Below are 20,900 nucleotides of genomic sequence, written 5' to 3'. Positions count from 1 at the left end.
GAATTTTAATGTATAAACTTGACTTTCGCCTCATTAATTACAAGCCGGGATAGATAATGTTTTACATTTTGAAAAATCGCCGATAAACTGCTTCGGAAGCCAATTTCTAATCGTTGGTCCTGCGATGTCTGACATAATACTGGAACAGGTTCATCGCGATGAAAATATGATTGATGAGGTTGGGTACCAGCCCGTAGTATTTACTGAATATGCGGAACCGCTCCTTCAGGCTTGCCAGGTGTTTTTTCTTGGAAATACCGCCGACAAGGTATTTTGCCACATAACTATGTGTATTCACGATGCTCGATGCCTTCTTTGCGGCGCGGATGATCCAGTCAATATCTGCGCTGTACTTATACTGTAAATCATAAGGTGCGGTAAGGCTCCTTCTGACGTAAATGGCCTGGTGACTGATGTTCATGCCATACCTGAAACTCTTCCAGTTGAAAACTGCAGGAGCAGTATGCCTCCGCTGTCCCAAGCTCTTCCAGTTTTCGTCGTACATCTCCGTCTCCCCGTAATAGATATCTGCATGACCACCGCATTCAAAGATCTCAGCAACAGTAACCGGCGAGTAAATCTCGTCCCCGGAGTTCATAAACAATACATAATCCCCTGTAGCTGCTGCCAGTCCCTTATTCATGGCATCGTAAATGCCTTTGTCGGGCTCAGAAATAAAATAGCCGAGTCTGGATTGATATTTTTCAATGAGTTCTTTCGTGCCGTCTTTTGATGCGCCATCAATCACGAGGTATTCAATATTCGTGTAAGTCTGATTCAAAACAGAAAGCATGGTCCGTTCGATGTCCTTTACATTGTTATAAACGATGGTAATGACGCTGAGCTTTGGTTGCATAGGGGGGCGGAAGATTAGCGGGGCTGTTGGTTGATTAGTGACTGATATAATAATAAGTGCTTTTCTGCGATTACAGTTTCCGAGAATTGCATCAGGATCGTCCTGCGTGCTTCCTTCTGAATCTCTGCTGCATGGTCTTCATGGTAAAGCCATTCCATTCCAGTTGCCAGGTCTTCTGAAGATTCGTAATCTGCCAGGTAACCATTCTCCAGATGCCTCACCATATCCGGAATGCCACCCGTTTTAAAGGCCACCACCGGCGTTGCACAAGCAAGGCTCTCCATTACCGTATTCGGCAGGTTGTCTTCGAGAGAAGGCGTAATAAAAGCGTCTGCGGCTGAATAACATTTGGCTAGGTGACTGTCATTGCTGATGGTTCCTAGGAAAGTGGTTTTAAATGGGAATTCAGGCATGTCAGCCTGGTCGTTGTTTCCAAAGATCACCAGTTCTATATTTTCTTTGACTATGCCCGGTCTCGAAGCGAGGTCGTTCAATGCTGCAATCAGGTAGGAGGTGCCTTTGTGTTTGTCATTCTTCGAAGGCATGAACCCACTCATCAGCACAAACTTGTCCGGCTGGATCTTCAGGATCTTCTTGGCTTCCGACTTCACATAGGGTTTAAAAACATCCGTTTCAATGGTATTCGGAATAACTGTCACTGCTCGGGCACCCATCAGACTGCTGAATTTAACAGAGTTGGCCATCCAGTTGCTCGGGGCAACAATATGACAGTTGAGTTCGGAATAGGCCTTTTTCTTGCGCGCCCAAGTCTGGTGAGAGATGTCATTCTTCCCGTTGACCTTTAGCAGAGGGCAGAAGCCGCATTCCTTATGGTAGTTCTCGCAGGAGTAGCGTACATGGCAGCCTCCGGTAAAGGCATTGCTGTCGTGGAAGGTCCATACCACAGGTTTCTCCAGCTCGTCCAGTTCGGCAAGAAATTTCGGCGACAGGAAGCCGTGGTTCACCCAATGTAAATGAATGATGTCTGCGGCCTGCACCTTCGGATGCCGGATCACGGAGCGCCCAAACCATTGCAGGGAAAAAGGGGTTTTCAGGGCTTTGGATACTGCCTTCGATAAGTACCGCTCCGATAGGATGTTGAATACCGCTCTGGCCTTTTGAAAGGGAGTTTTGCTGAATGTATCTGTCTGATTGCTCTCCTTGAATTGAAAATATACAATGACATCAGAATCAATGTCCTGAGCTTTTAATGCGCTGCTGAGCCGCAGGCATGCCCTGCCAGCACCACCATTCCCCTCGTATGTATTTAAGTGTACTACTTTCAATTTATCAAAATTACATATTATTGTTAACCTTTATTAAATACTTGTTTTATTTTCGTTGAACCAGGTGCGTTGATTGCGATTTAAAACCTTGTAAGGCTCAAAAATGCCAAGCAACTGTAAACTGTCAAAAATAAATTTAAAAATGAAACTATTTATTTGAGGAATCGTCTCATGAACAGATTATGATCAGACATTGACACTAAAAAAATATGAAAAGAACATTTTTTGCCATTACCACTGCGCTGCTGCTCTCAGGTACAGTCACACAAGCGCAAAATGAAACTTATTTTACTGCTTATCCTGCTTTAACGCCGGATGCACAAACCGTAGTATTCAGCTTCGAGGGCGACCTCTGGAAAGTTCCTGCTACCGGTGGTGCCGCCACCAGGCTCACCGCAATGCCTGGTGAAGAAATCAATCCCAGGGTTTCTCCTGATGGAAAATGGCTTGCCTTCTCTTCCAACCAGTTTGGAAACTATGATGTCTATGTGATGCCAATGGCTGGAGGTACTGTCAAACAGCTGACCTTTAATGATACTGCCGACGAGGTCGACAACTGGAGCTGGGATTCCAAGACCATTTATTTCAGCTCGGGAAGATATAACATGTATACCACCTATACCGTGGGTGCAAATGGAGGAACCGCAAAACGGCTCTTCCCGAACTTCTTCAATACCATTCATAATGTTGCCGAGGCGCCAAGCGGCGAGCTTTTTTTCAATGATACCTGGGAAAGTAAAAATTTCGCCAACAGGAAACGATATAAAGGAGCTTTCAATCCTGATATCCAATCCTATAACCCTAAAACTAAAGCCTATAAACAATATACCGATTATAAAGGCAAGGACTTATGGGCTACTGTTGCCAAAAGCGGAAAGGTCTATTATGCCTCTGATGAAGGCAATGACGAATATAACCTGTATACCTTTGAAGGCGACAAAAAGCTCCGCCTGACCGATTTTCCCTCAGCCATCAAGCGTCCTTTCGTTGCTGCCAATGGAGCGTCAATAGTTTTTGAAAGGGATTATCAACTTTATCTATATAATGTATCCTCAAAGACCAGCCGTAAGATCAATATTGAAGTTTCCAGAAATACCGTGCTGAGCAAGGATCAGGAGTTCGATGTCCGCGGATCCATTACTGATTTTGACGCCTCTCCGGATGGTAAAAAGCTGGCCTTCGTTTCTCGGGGGGAGCTTTTTGTGAGTGATGCCGAAGGAAAATTCATCAGAAAGATCAACCGTGGTCTTGAAAACGGCATCAATGAAAGAGTGATGGAAGTGAAATGGCTTTCCGATAACCGCACGCTGGTGTTCAATCAAACCTTTAAGGGATATCCGAATTGGTTCAGTATTGCTGCGGATGGCAAAGGAAAAACCAAACAGCTGACCAGCGAAAACAGAAGCAACAGGGCCATCGCATTCAATAAAGACCGTACGCAGGCAGTTTACCTCAGCGGTAGGGATGAAGTGCGGGTGATGGACCTGAAGTCACTGGAAAGCAAGACCATCGTAAAAGACGAGATCTGGGCCTTTCAGAATGCCAATCCTTCTTTTTCCCCGGACGGGGCCTATGTACTGTTCACGGCATATCGCAATTTCGAACAGGATATCTTTGTACACCACCTCAAACAGAATAAAACCATCAACCTCACCAACACGGGCGTGACAGAAACATCGCCTTCCTGGTCTCCTGATGGCAAGTATATCTTCTTTACCAGTTTGCGTACTAAACCATCTTATCCTTTTGGAATGCAAAATGGTCATGTATACCGCATGGCGCTGGACGACTACGATGAGCCCTATCGCCTGGATAAGTTTGATGAGCTGTTCAATGAAAAGAAAAAGGATAAAACTGCTCCTGCGGACAACAAGACTGATAAAGACAAAAAGAAACCCTCAAAATCAGAGAAGGAAAAAGCAAAAGCAGATAGCCTGAAGAAAGCTGAAGACAAATCGAAAGAGGCCTCCATGTTCGTCATCAATACCCAGAACCTCATGGATCGGATCACATTGGTCAGCCCTAACTTTGGCACCCAGAGCGGGGCTGAAATCCTGGAAAAAGGCGATAAGACCTATGCTTTCTATTCCTCCGATCATGAAGGGGGCGGAGCATCCTTCTATCGTACGGTAATAGAAAACTTCGAGAACAACAAAACCGAGAAGGTTACCGATGGATATGCATCCATCCAGCAGTCCGGCGACAAATATTACATCTTATCCCGGGGTACCATTCACAAATATAACATAGACATGAACCGCCTGGACCGTCTTGATATTGGTTATAAGTTCAATAGAAACCTCAATGAAGAATTTAACCAGATGTTTTATGAAAGCTGGGCTGGGCTTGAAGAAAACTTCTACAGTGAAGATTTTCATGGTGTAGACTGGATGAAGATGCGCCAGCAATATGCCAGGTTTCTCCCATACCTCAATAACAGGTCTGACCTTCGGGTGTTGCTCAACGACATGCTGGGCGAGCTGAACTCGTCGCACCTGGGTTTCAGCACTTACGGTGCTGATGAGCGGAAATCCTTAAATTATGCCACAAATGAAACCGGGATTGTTTTTGATGATGAAAACCCATTCAAAGTATCAAGAGTTGTCGCACAGAGCAATGGCCGCCACAAAGGGGTAGGGCTGCGTGCCGGAGATGTTATTACCGCTGTCAATGGGGTTCCTTTGGATGCTTCAATAGACCGTGATTATTATTTCACCACGCCATCTCTCGAGCAGGAGATGGAGCTGACCTTAACTAGAGAAGGAAAAATAGTAACCACCAAAGTGCATCCGCAGAGTACCGGTACGCTGAAAGGCAACCTGTATGATGAGTGGATCACGGAAAACAGGGAGCGGGTGAAAACGCTGGGCAACAACAGGATTGCCTATTCTTACATGAAAAATATGGGTGGCGATGAGCTGGAACGCTTCCTGCTGGACATGGTGGCCCAGGAAAACAATAAAGAAGGAATCATCCTTGACCTGCGCTACAATACTGGTGGAAATGTGCACGACGAAGTCCTCAGGTTCCTGTCGCAGCGCCCCTACCTGCAATGGAAATACAGAGGCGGAAAGCTTTCGCCACAAAGTAATTTTGCACCTGCTGCAAAACCAATTGTTCTGCTCATCAATGAGCAGTCGCTCAGCGATGCCGAGATGACAGCTGCAGGATTCAAAGCTTTGAAACTGGGGAAAATTATTGGTACAGAGACCTACCGGTGGATTATCTTTACCTCAGGGAAAGGGCTTGTCGATGGTTCTTTCTATCGTCTTCCTTCCTGGGGATGTTTTACCCTCGACGGTAAAAACCTGGAGAAAGAAGGAGTCGCACCTGATATTTATGTAAAAAATACTTTTGTAGACCGGCTGGAAGACAAAGATCCACAGCTGGAACGGGCGGTAGCAGAAATACTTCAGGACCTCAAAAAATAATATCATATTTGTTCCTGCATTTTTAGATCAATAGCATAATGGATAACCTGTTAACAGACAGACAATTTTGGGTGAATTATTGGGAGGGTAAAACCGGGTTATCGGTAAATATTCCGGCAAACTATCTTTTTCATGAGCAACTGAAGACGCTGATTGAAAAAGAAAGCGTCAAAACTGCAATTGAACTTGGGGGGTTCCCCGGCTATTATGCTGTATTTTTAAAGAAGTATTTTAAATTAGAGGTGACCCTTTTGGATTATTTTGTTCACCAGCCTGTCACCAATGCCCTGCTTCATGCCAACCAGCTCGAAGAGCAGGACATCCATATTATTGAAACGGACCTGTTCAAATATACACCGGAACAGTCCTTCGACCTAGTATTGTCCTGTGGTCTCATTGAGCATTTCAATGATACCGCAGACATCATCAGGAGGCATGTGGCTTTCCTGAAACCTGGAGGCACACTTTTCATTACACTTCCTAATTTCAGGGCTGTCAACGGATGGCTGCAGAAGAACTTCGACCGCGAGAATTACGATAAACACAATATCGGCTGTATGGATCCTGAATTTCTTGCTGATATTTGCAGGAAGGAAGGTCTTGAGATACGCCAATCCCGATATTTTGGGCACTTCAGCCTTTGGCTGGAGAATGAAAAGCAAAAACCTCTGGGTGTACGCCTGATGAAAAAGTCATTATGGCTTGTAGGGAAGGTTTTTACTAAGATATTTCCTTTTAACTCCAGACAGCTATCTCCATACATTATTCTGGAAGCAAAAAAGGCTTAGGTTAGAAGGTCTGCCAGCGTCTATAAGTAAGTAGGGGGGATCTACCCTGCCAGTCGCTGGTGAATAAATCTCCTGATGCGCTGCCACAATGAGCCCTTGCGGGTACTTAAAAAATCTTTAATAACCTTGTAAGCCTCCTGGTTTTCCTTCAGTTCTGAAGGGAAATTCCGGATTGGCTTTGGGTTAATGACCACATTGTAGATGTCATTGATCCCTGAATGGATTCCTGAGCCGTCATGACCAATGTTGTTGACGAGCGAATGTGCCGGGTTCAGCGTAAGTCCGCCTTTTAGAAAAATAGAAGCATACCAGCGGATGGCCCAGGAGTTATTTCTGCCCTTTTTAAAATCCTGGATCTGCTTCCAGAAGTTCATTTTTCCGTCAATAGAAAAGGTCTCTTTTTTCTTTGCGTCAAAGCGGCTGATCAGCAGGTCTATATCTGATTCGAAATGCTGCCATGCGCGGTCCCATGTGGCCCATCCCCAGCTGGTGGCAGCTCTGTAGAAGAAAGATTCCGGAAGGTTGTTTTCTTTCAATGGATACATGTAAGCACCAATGTGCATCACTTTCTCCTCATTTCTGTAACGTTCAAGGGCATCGTTGAAATAGCTGAGTGTATATGGCGAACTGATCAGGTCGTCTTCGAAGACAATGACCTGTTTGTAATCTTTGACTAACCTGCTGACACCGGCAATCACGCTGTTGGCCAGCCCCATATTTTCTTTTCTTTCGATGACCTCAACCGACTTAAATCCCTCTATATTTTTCAGCAGTTCCCGAACTTCCAGCACGCTGGTTTCATCGGCAGCTGATTTATACCCATCAGAAAAGATGAATAGCCTGCTTTCTGCTGCCAGCTCATTCTGCATGAGGAACTTCAATGTCCGCTCGGTATGTTTCGGGCGGTTGTAAACGAACAGGGCTATAGGTGCCGGTGATTGCATAATTAAAAGATCTCCAGGGTGTTATTGGTTTTTCTGGTCAGCACAGTGTAGGCATTGCCGAACTGCTCTCTTTTTTTCTTGCCCAGGAGTAAACCCAGAGTATGTTTGACGCGGTATTCCAGTTCAATTCTCAGTGTCTTGAACAAGGACTTAGGTGTATTTTTAAGCGTAAACTCACAAAATTTGATGGTTTCCACGGGAGTCATTGAGGTTTTGTCTTTTTCAATTTCCATGCCCTCGCTGCGCAGCAGAAAGCGAATGAGCGTAGGCGTATACATATTGATGTGGCCATAATCCAGGAAATGTTTAATGCGCTGGTCTACGCCAAAGCGGTAATCCAGGGGCACTTCTACCACAATGTACTTTGCTACCCGTTTGAGCTCCCTGAGCAGTACGCGTTCATGCTCCACATGTTCAAGCACATGGGCAAGGACTACCAGGTCGAAGAAGTTGTCTTCATAAGGGATTTTATATCCGTCAAAACGAAGCGCCTCTTTAAGGTTGCTCAGCTTCCTGTCTTTAATCAGCTGAACACCACTTTCCGCAATCTCAAGTGCATAAAGGTTTTTGCCAAAACCCATTTCGTTGAGGTAATAGAGCACACTGCCATCGCCGGCACCTACTTCAAGGACTTTTTCAGGGCGTAGTGCCTGACAAACTTCTGCAATATTGCCGGCCTTGGCTTTCGCGCCAAGCATGCGCCATTCCATGTTGCTGGTCGTATAGAAATTGTCGTAGGCTTCATTCAGATTTTGATCGAGCATTGGCTGTATCCGTTGGGAGGTTAAACTTTTTTACCGTCGACAATCAGTGAGGAGTAACCCAGTGGTTCATTGAAGCGCTTATCGTACCTCCGGGAGCGTATGATGTGCCCGTCTTCGCTGTTCCAGTCCTGATAGTGAAATTGATGTTGTTCATCGTAGTACTCCTGAAGTGTGGTTTTGAAGCCTGCATCTTCCAGTACTTTCGTCAGCTTTTTATAGTCGTACAACAGCTTATGGTCATGTGCGCCTTCACCATGACCACCAGGTTTCACCATGTCGATATAGTCTTTGTTGGGGTGGAAGCCATCGGGTACGGCAATCCTGATTGTGCCTCCTTTTTCCATAAACTGATAACAGTTTTTCAGGGCGGTCAATGCGTCTGTATAGCTGATGTGCTCAAAAACATGCTCAGCAAGAAACTTTGTTGCCTTTTTGTCGCCAAGCAGGTTCTGAAAAGAGCTGACTTCCAACAGGTTTAAACTCTCTATGTTCGTCGGTAGCCAATTGTCGTAGGCGGTCTTCTCGGAGCCGATGATGATGTTGACAGGGCCTGTAGCTTTCCTGATTTTTGATTTTAGTTGAATGAGGTCCAATATGTTTATCGGCTTCAACACGATTGATCTTACTACCTGTCTTAAGGACATTATTAGGAGTGTTTAATGTTCAGTATTGTTCATCAGAATAAAAGGGCCTGTGTACATTCATTTTTATCCCCAGACGGTGCTTTTATTCAGGATATCAAAGGTAAAAGGTTAAACTTAAAAAGAGAATATATCCAGATAATAATTAGCTGATGCTCAGTTTTTGCACAATATTGTCGATGTACTCAGATGCCCGGACATTTTAACGCCTGCTGCGGAGTTTTTGGACCACAGTAAACAGCAAGAGTGATTTAAACATCATCAATCCCTGCTCTCTTGTCTTCGGGAATAAGAGAATGAAAAATGTAGAGCTGAAATAGGCAACAAGCGTGGCTATGGCGGCACCCATAATGCCATATTGCGGGATCCAGATCATGTTCAGCAAAATGTTGATGATTGCTCCAGCCGCAGTACGTACCAGGGCTAATTTGGTATATCCTTCAGCAATGAGGAACTGGCCGCTAGCGGTACCCAGGAAAGCAAAAATACCCGCCCAGATATGTACAGAGAGCACATGTGCACCCGGGTGGAACTCCGGTTTGTAGAATATCTTATAGATATATGGCGCCGCGAAGGTCATGAATATGGCCAGGCTCAGGCTGATCCAGACCATTAAGTCGTACATGTTCTGCATCCTTCTTTTGTAGCGGATGGGATCATCTCTGCGCGCATTCATGATTGCGGGAAATACCGCGGTCACAATCGCGACAGGGATAAAATACCAGGATTCTGCAAGCTGTACCACAGTAGAATAGATCCCCAGGCTTTTGATGTCGAGGTAATTTTTGATCATTAGCTGGTCTATCCTCATATAGATGGATACCAGTACCGCCGAAAAAGCCAGTGGCCAGGAATTGTGGAGCAGGTATTTGGCCAGCTGCAGATCAAACTTCCAATTGAATATGGAGCTCCCTTTTAGCGTATAAACATAAATATATCCCCCGGACAGCAGCAGTGTGTCAAACAGCAGTGAGATGATGAACCACTCAATTGGCAGGCCGGAAAGGATCAGTGCGAGCTTGATGAAAGCCGAAAGTATGTTTCCGGCAATCTGAACAATCATGATCAGTTTTCCTTGTGCCTTCGACTGGAAATAGCTGTCGATGATGTTAAATGCCTGCACGATCCCCGAGCAGCTCACAATCAATACATAGGAAAACGGGGTCTCTGCGGGTTTGAAATCATTGACGGCCCCATAAAACAGGTAAATCATGGGAAGGACTGCAATGCCCCCTATTGTTTTCAGGATGAAAGCAGTACCTAACAATGCCTTCTTTTTCTCCGGATAACGGATGAGTTCACGTGTGACAAAACCGTCCAGCCCCAATGCTGCGGCAGCGATAAAAAAGGTGGCAATCGTCATCGGGTAGTTGTAAATCCCATTCTGTGTAGCCCCAAGGTAGTTACTCACCATAAATCCGATCAGTACCTTGATCACCAGGCTCCCTACGCGGGCAATCATCAGCCAACCGGTATTCTTTGCATATTTTTCAATAGCCTGCTGGTCAAAGCCTGGGATTTTGGGGATCTTCATTTGTATGGTATAATCGATTTAGTTTGAATTGGCAAATATGGACATTTTGTTGCTTTAAATGTCCAGGCTGTCCATAATCCTTTTCAATTGTTTCAGGTGGTGATTCAGGTGGATCTCTATAAAGCGGAGCCAGTCCTTTGCGTTCAGGTAACCCATCACGGGGTGCTTGGTTTTGCTGTGGCTGCTGGCATCTGACAACAGAGGGTACGCCTTCTCCAGGCCTTGCAAAAATCCGGTCAGCATATCAAAGGCTTCTGCCTTGGTGATCATGCGCAGTCTTTTTTCCAGCATCGGCGGTGCTTTAAACCTCTTTCCCGGTGGCAGCATGTCTGCAAATAGGATGAGCTTCACCAAAAAATGGGTCTTACGGTCTTTACCTGCGCCCATCGCCGCAGCGGTCATGGCCTTCATGGAAAGCATGCTGGCATCGAAAATGTGAAAATAGACTTCGCTACAGGACCATCCTCCATAAGTCGGACACATGATAAATTTTTCTTCCGTAATCTGAAGCAGTCTCTTTCTGTAATCAGCGGTGATTTCCTGTATCTTTTGATAATCTCTTTCCCTGCCCATAGCTTATGTCTATATCTCTTAGAAGAGGGTGATCAGTTCTTCAAGATGATGGATCTGTTGGGCTACATCTGCAGGTTTTTCTTTCTTCAGGGGGTTGAAGAAGATGGCCTTCATGCCGAAATCCTGTGCACCCCTGATGTCGGCCTCAATGCTGTCCCCAATCATGATGCTTTCCTGCTTCAGGGCCTTTGCTTTGTCCAGCGCGTATTCAAAAATGGCTTTGTTGGGTTTGTTGACCCCTACATCTTCAGAGATGACTACATTGGCGAAATAAGGGTTTAGTCCGGAGCGGTCCATCTTCATCAGTGTACTTTCCTTAAATCCATTGGAGATGATGTGGAGCGTATATTTTTCCTGCAGGTAGGCAAGGACCCGCTTAGAGCCTTCAAAGAGATTGGTTTTGATGGGTGTCATCCGCACGTAGTCGTCCTCAAACTGCACTGGGATCAGTTCTGGCTGGATACCAAGCTCGATAAAGGTTCTACTGAATCGCTCGGCGCGCAGTGTTTCCTTGCTGATGTTTCCCAGGTGGTATTCCATCCAAAGTGAATGGTTGTTGGCCGTATAGGTAGCGATGAAATCATCGCAGGAGCTTAGTCCCAGCTGGGCAAGCTCGTAAGCGGTATATAGTTCCGTTAAAGTTTCCTGTGCATTTTTGTCGAAGTCCCAGATGGTATGATCCAGGTCAAAGAAAATATGTTTTATCATCATCTGATCTCTCGTAATCTATTGTTTGGTTCCATAGGCAAGGTCACCTGCATCGCCTAATCCGGGCACAATATACGACTTGCTGGTCATTTCGTCATCTATGGCGCCAATCCAGAGGTTTGCTTTGGGAAGATTGGCGCGGACATGCCTGATGCCTTCATTGCTGGCGATGGCCGACACAATGTGTAACTCCTTGAGTGCATAACGGCTGATCAGCTCCCTGCATCCCAGCACCATGCTCATTCCGGTGGCCAGCATAGGGTCGGCCATGATCACAATCCGGTCGCTCAGGTCAGGGGAGGACACATATTCCATCTGAATAGTGAAATTGTTAGACTTGGTATGCTTGCGGTAGGAGGCGATAAATGCAGAATCCGCGCGGTCGAAGACATTCAGCAATCCCTGGTGCAGCGGTATACCCGCCCGCAGGATGGTCGCCAGCACAGGCTGCTCTGTCAGCACTGCCGTTTGGGCAATGCCAAGCGGAGTTTGTGTTTCTATACGGTGGTAAGGTAAAGTCTTACTGATCTCATAGGCAAAATATTCACCCAGTCGTTCCATGTTGCGCCGGAAGCGCATGGCATCTTTTTGTACCTGCTGGTCACGTAACTCAGCAATGAAGGTGTTGGCTATGGAAGGGGTTTGGTCCAGGTTGAATAACATCGCGTAGGGTTTTAAGGTGAAGGATCGGGAACAGAGGTATAGTGCCACAGGCTGAAGAAGCTGCCGTTGACCAGTTTTACATGATCCATAATTTCGTTGAGCTCCTGGATCAGGTCCCTGGACTTTCGTGTCGACAGCAGTGCAATGTCGGTCACCGCTACAGGGTGTACCTGCAGGGCGGTTTGTTTTTCAATCTGAAGATCGTACCAGTAAAAGGTGCTGCAGGTGCCGGCGCGGAAACCCGGGCTGCCGGAGTAATACATGCTGAAGTCCTGGTCTACATGATGTTTGATGAGCTTCAGGTAACTCCGGGGGATGTTCAGGTTTTCCTGGGGCCTGATGTTTTCCACGCGTCCGTTTTTATTCATTTCATACACCAGTTTGTTGACTTTTTCCAGTTTGTTTTGCGGTGTGATCTTCAGGTATTTACCTTTAATCACCTCACTGAAACGCAGTAAGGCTTTGCGGAACCTGTTGGTGTGCCCGTCATCATCCATGCCACGCACGTAGGTAGGCATGAAGGTGAAGTCTTTCTTTCCAAACCGCAGGGAAGGAAAATGTTTGGACAGGATGTTCTTGAGAATCATTGCCCAGCCATCGATCACTGGGAGCTGGAGCAGACCGAGTTTGTACTGCAGGCTCAGCTCGGCAGGGAAGTCCGGACTGGAGGAGGGAGGCTGATAGAGGTACTCCTCATAACGGCTGATGAAATAGAACGATGCCGCAAAGAGGTCGAAGGGAAGGAACCCTCCCGAAACCTTGAACGGCACCTTCTGGTCGCCGAAGGTCGTTACCCTGATCTCCTGCCTGATGATGTTGTTTTCTGTTAATAGTCCGTTGCTCCTGAAAAAGAGTGCCCCGGCAACGGGCTGACTGGCATAGCTAAACTTTGGCCTGTCCGCTTCAGCGAACTCCTGCAGGTTCTGGGTAAACTCAAACTCTGTTTTCAAAAGATCCTTTAAAATAAAGCTGAAGATGTACCTGATCCTGGGACTGAGTATTGGGACATATATCAAAATGCTCATGATCTAAAATTAACATAAATTATTGAATAACAATCTGCAGGCGCAGGTGTTTTAAGAGATGCTGCCTTTCATGACGATTTATTAATTCGTATCTTTGATGGTTGCGCATCTTTCAACTCAAGAACATAGCTATTCATGAAATTTCAACTCGTTTCAGACTATAAACCTACCGGCGACCAGCCAAATGCCATCAGGCAACTGGTGGATGGGGTCAACAGCAATGAGCATTACCAGACGCTGCTGGGGGTAACCGGCTCGGGGAAAACCTTTACGGTGGCCAACGTGATCCAGGAAACCCAGAAACCGACACTCATCCTTAGCCACAACAAGACACTTGCTGCACAGTTGTACGGGGAGTTCAAACAGTTCTTTCCCGAGAATGCAGTGAACTACTTTGTGTCTTATTATGATTATTATCAGCCTGAGGCCTTCATGCCCAGCACCAATACCTATATTGAAAAAGATCTGAGCATCAATGAAGAAATTGAAAAGCTCAGGCTGCGCACCACATCGGCATTGATGTCGGGCAGACGGGATGTGATCGTGGTTTCGTCCATCTCCTGTATTTATGGTATGGGGAATCCCGAAGATTTCTCCAGGTCGGTCTTCCGATTTGCGGTGGGCACTCGGATTTCGAGGAATTCCTTTCTGCATAGCCTGGTGGAGATCCTCTATGCGCGTACCACCACGGAGTTTAAGCGAGGTACCTTTCGTGTGAAAGGGGATACGGTAGATATCTTCCCTGCCTATCTCGACAATGCTTACCGGGTATCCTTCTTTGGTGATGACATCGAAGAGTTGAGCCTGATTGACCCCGTGACTGGAAAAACACTGGACAAAATGGAAGATATGGCCATTTACCCGGCCAATTTGTTTGTTACCCCCAAAGATAGGTTCAGTTCCTCCATCTGGGGGATACAGGAAGAGCTGGAGGTCCGTAAAAATCAGTTGCTTGGAGACAAACACTTGCTGGAAGCCAAAAGGCTGGAAGAGCGGGTCAACTTTGATATCGAAATGATGAAGGAGCTGGGGTATTGCTCAGGAATTGAAAACTACTCGAGGTTCTTCGACGGCCGTTCGCCGGGGATGCGTCCTTTCTGCCTGCTTGATTATTTTCCTGATGACTACCTGATGGTCATCGATGAAAGCCATGTGACGGTACCACAAATCCGTGCCATGTATGGTGGCGACAGGTCCCGGAAGATGTCGCTGGTAGAGTATGGCTTCCGCCTGCCTTCGGCCCTCGACAACAGGCCGTTGAACTTTGATGAGTTTGAGGGCCTTGCCCCACAGACCATCTATGTAAGTGCGACGCCTGCAGATTATGAACTGCACAAGTCGGAAGGTATCGTAATTGAACAGGTGATCCGCCCTACGGGGCTTCTGGACCCTGTGATTGAGGTGAAACCCGCCATCAACCAGGTGGATGACCTGCTGGAGGAAATTGATAAGACCATCAAGATGGGCGACCGCATCCTGGTGACCACGCTGACCAAAAGGATGGCGGAGGAGCTCACCAAATATATGGACCGACTCAACATCAAATGTCGCTATATCCACTCCGAGGTAAAAACACTGGAGCGCGTGGAGATCCTGCGGGGGCTGAGGCTTGGTGAGTTTGATGTGCTCATCGGCATCAACCTGCTGCGGGAGGGGCTTGACCTTCCCGAAGTATCCTTAGTGGCCATCCTGGATGCAGATAAGGAAGGGTTCCTGCGTTCTGACCGCGCCCTGATCCAGACCATCGGACGTGCTGCACGTAATGACAGGGGCCGTGTCATCATGTATGCGGATAACATCACCGAATCTATGGAGCGCACCATCAGTGAAACCAACAGGCGTCGTGAAAAGCAGGTTGCGTACAACCTGGAACACGGTATTGTTCCAAAAACAGTGGGCAAAAGCAGGGAGGCAATTCTGGAGCAGACATCGGTACTGGACTTTTCAGGGAATGCGACACGTGCAAAAGCCTATGTGGAAGTAGACGAAGTCAGCATGGCTGCAGATCCTATCGTGCAGTACATGAACAAGGGAGAAATGCAGAAATCCATCGACAAGACAAAAAAGGAAATGGCCAAAGCCGCCAAGGAAATGGACTTTTTGCTGGCCGCGCGGTTGCGTGACGAGATGTTTGCCATGGAAAAAGTGTTTGAGGAACGATTTAGTAAGTAAGCTGCGGCTAAGTATTTTATAATTATGGACGGTAAAAACAGAAAAGACATCTACCCGGGGTTAGAGGTGGATATTATATTGAAAAAAGACCAGCGCAGCGGGGCATTGACGAGGGGGATCGTAGACCGGTTGCTGACATCAGCGCCTTACCATTCACGGGGGATCAAAGTGCGCCTGGAAGACGGACAGGTAGGCCGTGTGGCAGAAATAATAGAAGAGGACTAAGCCCTGCATTGTAATGCAATTGCAATAATGAGATGGCATTTGTAATAAAGAAATGCCATCTTCGTCTATATTTGTAAAACGTTAATATTAAGAAATGATTATTTTTAAATATCTTTTTATCACCATTCTGGTTCTTTACATCTTGCGGATCATCTTCCGTCTGGTGTTTCCGCTGGTGTTGAGAAATTTGTTTAGCAAAGTCCAGCAACAGGCAGAAAACCAGTCGCGGGGGCAGCAAAGAAGGTCTGAAGGGGACATCTCTATCGACTATGTTCCACCGCGTGCCAAGGGCGGACGGACCGATAAGCTGGGCGATTTCGTCGATTATGAGGAGCTGAAATAAGCCCTCTTTATTCTTATCAATAAATTTCCTTCCTAATCTGTATCAATTTTATATTTTTGGGGTTAGTTTAATCTTAAACAACCCTTAATGAATAATTGGTTAAAAGCGAATGGCATACATCTGGCCATTATTGGATTTTTTGTAATCATCTGTTTTGTCTATTTCAGTCCTGTATTACAGGGAAAAGCGCCCGCACAAAGTGATGTCATCCAGGCAAAGGCTACAGCAAAAGAAATTATGGACTATAAGGCTAAAGATGGCAAAGGCCCTCTTTGGACGAATCAAATGTTCGGTGGCATGCCCGCTTACCAGATCTGGGTACAGCACCCGTACAATGGGGCTACTTATGTGATCTCGGCCATAAAAGCAATATTTCCTGATCCTGTAGATGCGGTAATGCTTTACCTGCTGGGTGCCTATCTGCTGTTCTGTGTGCTCAGGATCAATCCATGGCTGGCTGCTGCGGGAGCCATCGCCTTTGCTTTTACTTCCTATAATTTTATCATCATTGCTGCAGGCCATAGCAATAAAGCACTGGCCATTGCCTTTTGTGCGCCAATTATTGCCGGTGTGATCCTTACCCTTCGTGGTAGATACTGGCTTGGAGGCAGCCTGACAGCGTTATTCCTGGCCCTGGAAATCAGGGCCAACCACATACAGATGACCTATTACCTGATGATCGCGCTCCTGATCTTCATCGGTATTGAGGTTTATCATGCGGTGAAAGAAAAACGTCTGGCTTCATTTGGTAAGGCCATCGCCTTCCTGGCGGTTGCCATGTGCCTTTCTTTCATGGTGAATGCCGGTAAATTGTGGACTACTTATGAGTATGGTAAAGAATCCAACCGTGGTAATTCTAACCTCACCACAGACAGTGAAGAAGAACAAAATGGTCTTTCCAAAGAATATGCTTATGGCTGGAGCCAGGGTGTGGGGGAGAGTTTTACTTTCCTGATCCCCGACCTGTATGGTGGCAGCAGCGGTACGAGACTGGACGATAAGTCCAATGTATATAAAACTACGGAAAGCATGTTTGGCCCTCAGCAGGCCCTTGGCCTTGCGCAGCAGATGCCGGTATACTGGGGCGAAAAAGCGGTTACTTCGGGCCCTTATTACTTCGGTGCCATCGTATGTTTCCTGTTTGTTTTTGGTCTGTTCATCGTGCGCAGCCGCGTAAAATGGTGGATCCTGAGTGTTACTGTTCTATTTATGCTCTTGTCGTTTGGTAAAAACTTCCCGCTGATTTCCGATCTGTTCTTCAACTACTTCCCGATGTACAATAAGTTCAGGGCCGTAGAGTCTATCCTTGCTATGGTGGGACTGATGGTGCCGATCCTGGCCTTCATCGCCATCAAGGAAGTACAGGATGGACAGCTTGACCAGAAATTTCTGATGAAAAGGCTGAAATGGGCCGGGGGCATTACGGGTGGTCTGGCGCTAGTGGTTGCCCTGATGCCTACTGCATTTTTCAGCTTCACCAACTCTTCCAACCAGCAATTGCTCGACGGCCTGACTCAAGGCCTGCAGAACAACCGTGGTCTGGCACAAACCATTGTAGATGCGCTGATTAGAGACCGTGCGGCCCTGGCGAGAGAAGATGCTTTACGCTCCCTGCTGTTTGTAGCTATCGGTTTTGCCTTACTTTGGGCATTCATCAATAAAAAAATTGCTGCACAGGCATTTATGATCCTGCTAGGTCTTGCTGTCCTGATTGACATGTGGCAGGTAGACCGCAGGTATCTGAACAATGATAACTTTGCCAATAAAAGCGACCTGAACAATCACTTCCAGCCTCGTGATGTAGATACTTTTATCATGGCTGATAAAGATCCTGATTTCAGGGTGTTCGATGCAACCATCTCCACTTTCTCTGATGCCAGTACCTCCCAGTTCCACAAAACGATTGGTGGGTACCACGCGGCTAAGCTGAAGCGCTACCAGGAGCTGATCGATAAACAATTCAGCACCAGCATCAACCAGGATGTGCTGGACATGCTCAATACGAAATACATCATCACGCAGGACAGAAGTAATGGCTCCTACAAAATGCAGCGTAATGCAACTGCGGCCGGACATGCATGGATCGTTCAGAACATCCAGTTTGCAAAAGATGCAGATGAAGAGATGAAAGCCATTAACAGCTTCGATCCTAAAAAAGAAGCCATTGTGGACATTAAATATAAGGACCTGATTGATACCAAGAATTCAGGTGCTGATCCTAGCGCTTCGATACAGCTGGATAAATACCATCCGGATTCCCTGAGCTACTCCTACAGTGCGCCACGTGCCATCATAGCAGTATTCTCTGAAATCTATTATGATAAGGGATGGAACATGTATGTGGACGGCAAAAAGGAACCTTATTTCAGGGCAGATTATGTACTTCGTGCTGCTCAGCTCCCTGCGGGTAACCACAAAGTAGATTTTAAGTTTGAACCGGTATCTTACTATATGGGGGAAAATATCTCACTGGCGGGTTCTATCTTACTGGTGGCCGGTCTTGGCTTTGCCTTCTGGACGGAGAATAAAAAGAAAAAGGCATAAGCTGATCTCTATTTGGAAATCAGCGTGTTTTAACATCATATCATCGCAGCATCTGTTGATGATGATTATATCCTATAAATCTTAGAAAACAGGACGATCATTGCGTCCTGTTTTTTTTTAGCCTGCATTCCAGAAAGAAGTTGTGAAAAAGCCGTACTTTTCTTTAAGACCCTTGCTATCGGCGCTATGGCAACTCCGTGCTAGCTTTTGGTCATAGCCGTCCTTCAGGCGTCCTTTAGCCGTCCCTTAGCCGTCCAAATTTGCTTTTTTACGGCTAAGGGACGGCTAAACCATGGCTATGGTAGGCTTATGTGCAAAACCGTTACAAAAGGAGATACCTGTCTGGTATAAGAAAGGTGATCATACTTCTTCTGTGTAAACGTAATGATTCCTTAACGGCTTATTAATCTGTGAATTGAATCTTTGTGTTTATAAACTAATATCCCTATGCTGGAGTTGTTTCTAATCATATTGTTCGTTCTTGCCGTCGCGTTTTTCTTCAGCAACTATGAACTTACTGTGGAGGAAGATGATGTCTAAAAGAGAAGTAGATATTGCAGTGATTTCCGATGTTCACCTTGGAACCTATGGATGTCATGCTAAAGAGTTGTTGAAATATCTGAAGAGCATCAAGCCGAAAATGCTGATCCTCAATGGCGATGTGATTGATATCTGGCAGTTCAGCAAAAGGTATTGGCCGGAAACCCACATGAAAGTAGTCCGTAAGCTGATGAAATTTGTAGTGGAAGGAGTGCCTGTATATTATCTTACCGGCAATCACGATGAGATGCTGCGTAAGTTTGCAGACATGCATATGGGGGCTTTTCACCTTCAGAACAAGCTGGTGCTGGAACTGGACGGCAAAAAGGCCTGGTTTTTTCATGGAGACGTGTTTGATGTCACCATGCAGCATTCTAAGTGGCTGGCCAAGCTCGGGGCAGTGGGTTATGACTCGCTGATCCTCATCAACAGCATGGTAAACTGGTGCCTGAACCTATTTGGCCGGGAGAAAATGAGCTTTTCCAAAAAAATCAAAGCAGCCTTTAAGGATGCCGTTAAGTTCATCAACAGCTTTGAGAACACTGCGGCAGAGCTAGCGGTAGAAAAGGGATACCAGTATGTGGTATGCGGCCATATCCATCAGCCGGAAATGAGAACCATTACTACTGAGGCGGGTAGCGTCGTTTACCTGAATAGTGGCGACTGGGTGGAGAATCTTACTGCGCTTGAGTATCATGATCAGGCATGGTCTGTTTTCCGCTATGACCATAAGGATTTCCAGAAGGATGAGCTTGAAGAAGGGGATCTTTCTGATAGTGAAGATCTTCACAGCAAGCTGGATATCAATACGCTGCTCCAAAAGATTAAATTAGAGATTGTCTAAAGACGAAAAAATACGGATATTCGGAGCGGATGAAGATATTATATGCGATTCAGGGTACAGGCAATGGGCACATCAGCAGGGCCAGAGAGATTGTACCCCTGCTCCAGCACCATGGTGATGTCGATCTGCTGATCAGCGGAACCCAGGCTGACGTCAGCTTGACCCAGGAGGTTCGTTATCAGTTGCATGGCTTTAGCTTCATCTTCGGTAAAAAAGGGGGTGTCAACCATTATGAGACCTGGAAGTCGATGAACTTGCCCCGTTTTTTTAAGGACATGCGCAGCATTCCCCTGAAGGAATATGACCTCATCCTGAATGATTTTGAGCCTGTTACCGCCTGGGCCTGTAAGAGGCAGGGCGTGACCAGTGTAGGGCTTAGTCACCAGGCCTCGTTCCAGTCGCCAAAGGTGCCAAAGCCTAAAAGTATCGACTGGGCACAGTTGGTGATGAAGTATTATGCCCCGGCAACACATTATGTGGGTTTTCATTTTGACCGTTATGACGATTTTATCTATACACCTGTAATCCGCGCAGAGATCAGGAATATGGTGGTCAGCAACCTGGGCCATTATACCGTATACCTGCCGGCTATTGACGACAAGTTTTTGGTGCCGATATTGCGGCAGATTCCAAATGTTCAGTGGGAGGTGTTTTCCAAGCATACCACGCAAAGTTATACAGAAGCCAATGTGAAGGTCAGTCCTGTGCATAACGAGGGCTTCAACAGAAGCCTGGCGTCCTGTGAAGGACTGCTGACAGGAGGAGGTTTTGAGGGGCCTTCAGAAGCGTTGTTCCTCGGCAAAAAGCTGCTCGTCGCGCCCATGAGGTTTCAATATGAGCAGCAGTGTAATGCTTTCGCGCTGAAGCAATTTGGCCTGCCGGTGCTTTGGGGCAGTAACAGAAACTGGCTGCCTGTCATCCGTCAATGGGTAGACCGCCCACAGGAACATCAATTTCATTTTCCTGATGAAACCGCTGCTGTAATTGATAAAGTAGTAAAGGACTTTGCCAGATAATTT

Annotated in this window: 18 protein-coding genes; 8 read left to right on the top strand and 10 right to left on the bottom strand. The window is 46.4% G+C overall.

The window, feature by feature from the left end; translation table 11 throughout:
• Window positions 1-106 precede the first annotated feature (106 nt).
• Both PBAL39_RS09375 and PBAL39_RS09370 read right to left on the bottom strand, forming a co-directional pair.
• Complete coding sequence (locus PBAL39_RS09375; protein WP_008240663.1) at window positions 107-856, bottom strand: glycosyltransferase family 2 protein; 750 nt, start codon at window positions 854-856, stop codon at window positions 107-109.
• Between the two features lie 14 nt (window positions 857-870).
• Window positions 871-2,142, bottom strand: a complete 1,272-nt coding sequence (locus PBAL39_RS09370; RefSeq protein ID WP_008240662.1) for a glycosyltransferase family 4 protein — start codon at window positions 2,140-2,142, stop codon at window positions 871-873.
• Between the two features lie 209 nt (window positions 2,143-2,351).
• On the opposite strand from PBAL39_RS09370, the gene PBAL39_RS09365 reads away from it, so the two are divergent.
• Entirely contained in the window at window positions 2,352-5,573 is a 3,222-nt protein-coding gene (locus tag PBAL39_RS09365; RefSeq protein WP_008240661.1) for a S41 family peptidase, read from the top strand.
• A 38-nt stretch (window positions 5,574-5,611) separates the two neighbouring features.
• Window positions 5,612-6,361, top strand: a complete 750-nt coding sequence (locus tag PBAL39_RS09360; RefSeq protein ID WP_008240660.1) for a bifunctional 2-polyprenyl-6-hydroxyphenol methylase/3-demethylubiquinol 3-O-methyltransferase UbiG — start codon at window positions 5,612-5,614, stop codon at window positions 6,359-6,361.
• Between the two features lie 41 nt (window positions 6,362-6,402).
• Here PBAL39_RS09360 and PBAL39_RS09355 read toward each other — a convergent pair whose 3' ends face one another.
• The 8 genes from PBAL39_RS09355 to PBAL39_RS09320 form a co-directional block, all read right to left on the bottom strand.
• On the bottom strand, window positions 6,403-7,305 hold the full coding sequence (locus PBAL39_RS09355) for a glycosyltransferase (protein WP_008240659.1): 903 nt from the start codon (window positions 7,303-7,305) through the stop codon (window positions 6,403-6,405).
• A 2-nt stretch (window positions 7,306-7,307) separates the two neighbouring features.
• Window positions 7,308-8,069, bottom strand: a complete 762-nt coding sequence (locus PBAL39_RS09350) for a bifunctional 2-polyprenyl-6-hydroxyphenol methylase/3-demethylubiquinol 3-O-methyltransferase UbiG (RefSeq protein ID WP_008240658.1) — start codon at window positions 8,067-8,069, stop codon at window positions 7,308-7,310.
• A 20-nt stretch (window positions 8,070-8,089) separates the two neighbouring features.
• The gene (locus PBAL39_RS09345; RefSeq protein ID WP_008240657.1) at window positions 8,090-8,713 is read right to left on the bottom strand and encodes a hypothetical protein; all 624 of its coding nucleotides are present in this window, start codon (window positions 8,711-8,713) and stop codon (window positions 8,090-8,092) included.
• 199 nt (window positions 8,714-8,912) lie between these two features.
• A complete protein-coding gene (locus PBAL39_RS09340; RefSeq protein ID WP_008240655.1) occupies window positions 8,913-10,244 on the bottom strand; it encodes a flippase in 1,332 nt (443 codons plus the stop codon).
• 54 nt (window positions 10,245-10,298) lie between these two features.
• On the bottom strand, window positions 10,299-10,817 hold the full coding sequence (locus PBAL39_RS24605) for a DinB family protein (RefSeq protein ID WP_008240653.1): 519 nt from the start codon (window positions 10,815-10,817) through the stop codon (window positions 10,299-10,301).
• Window positions 10,818-10,835: 18 nt separating this feature from the next.
• Complete coding sequence (locus PBAL39_RS09330; RefSeq protein WP_008240651.1) at window positions 10,836-11,528, bottom strand: YjjG family noncanonical pyrimidine nucleotidase; 693 nt, start codon at window positions 11,526-11,528, stop codon at window positions 10,836-10,838.
• Between the two features lie 15 nt (window positions 11,529-11,543).
• Entirely contained in the window at window positions 11,544-12,188 is a 645-nt protein-coding gene (gene upp, locus PBAL39_RS09325; RefSeq protein WP_008240649.1) for a uracil phosphoribosyltransferase, read from the bottom strand.
• A gap of 11 nt (window positions 12,189-12,199) precedes the next feature.
• Window positions 12,200-13,213 carry a hypothetical protein gene (locus PBAL39_RS09320; RefSeq protein WP_008240648.1) on the bottom strand — a complete coding sequence of 338 codons (1,014 nt, stop codon included), beginning with the start codon at window positions 13,211-13,213 and terminating at the stop codon, window positions 12,200-12,202.
• A 135-nt stretch (window positions 13,214-13,348) separates the two neighbouring features.
• Here PBAL39_RS09320 and uvrB point away from each other — a divergent pair, with 135 nt between their 5' ends.
• The 6 genes from uvrB (at window position 13,349) to PBAL39_RS09290 (ending at window position 20,897) form a co-directional block, all read left to right on the top strand.
• A complete protein-coding gene (gene uvrB, locus PBAL39_RS09315; RefSeq protein WP_008240646.1) occupies window positions 13,349-15,385 on the top strand; it encodes an excinuclease ABC subunit UvrB in 2,037 nt (678 codons plus the stop codon).
• A 24-nt stretch (window positions 15,386-15,409) separates the two neighbouring features.
• Window positions 15,410-15,610, top strand: coding sequence for a YwbE family protein (locus tag PBAL39_RS09310; RefSeq protein WP_008240645.1), 201 nt, complete (start codon window positions 15,410-15,412; stop codon window positions 15,608-15,610).
• Window positions 15,611-15,704: 94 nt separating this feature from the next.
• A complete protein-coding gene (locus PBAL39_RS09305; RefSeq protein ID WP_008240644.1) occupies window positions 15,705-15,953 on the top strand; it encodes a DUF4834 family protein in 249 nt (82 codons plus the stop codon).
• Window positions 15,954-16,040: 87 nt separating this feature from the next.
• Window positions 16,041-18,497, top strand: a complete 2,457-nt coding sequence (locus tag PBAL39_RS09300) for a YfhO family protein (protein ID WP_008240643.1) — start codon at window positions 16,041-16,043, stop codon at window positions 18,495-18,497.
• A gap of 532 nt (window positions 18,498-19,029) precedes the next feature.
• Entirely contained in the window at window positions 19,030-19,881 is an 852-nt protein-coding gene (locus tag PBAL39_RS09295) for a UDP-2,3-diacylglucosamine diphosphatase (RefSeq protein ID WP_008240636.1), read from the top strand.
• Window positions 19,882-19,910: 29 nt separating this feature from the next.
• Complete coding sequence (locus PBAL39_RS09290) at window positions 19,911-20,897, top strand: glycosyltransferase family protein (RefSeq protein WP_008240633.1); 987 nt, start codon at window positions 19,911-19,913, stop codon at window positions 20,895-20,897.
• Window positions 20,898-20,900 lie beyond the last annotated feature (3 nt).

Origin of the sequence: Pedobacter sp. BAL39 (assembly GCF_000170795.1) — a bacterium.
Taxonomy (GTDB): domain Bacteria; phylum Bacteroidota; class Bacteroidia; order Sphingobacteriales; family Sphingobacteriaceae; genus Pedobacter.
This window is presented reverse-complemented; position numbering and strand designations above follow the sequence as displayed.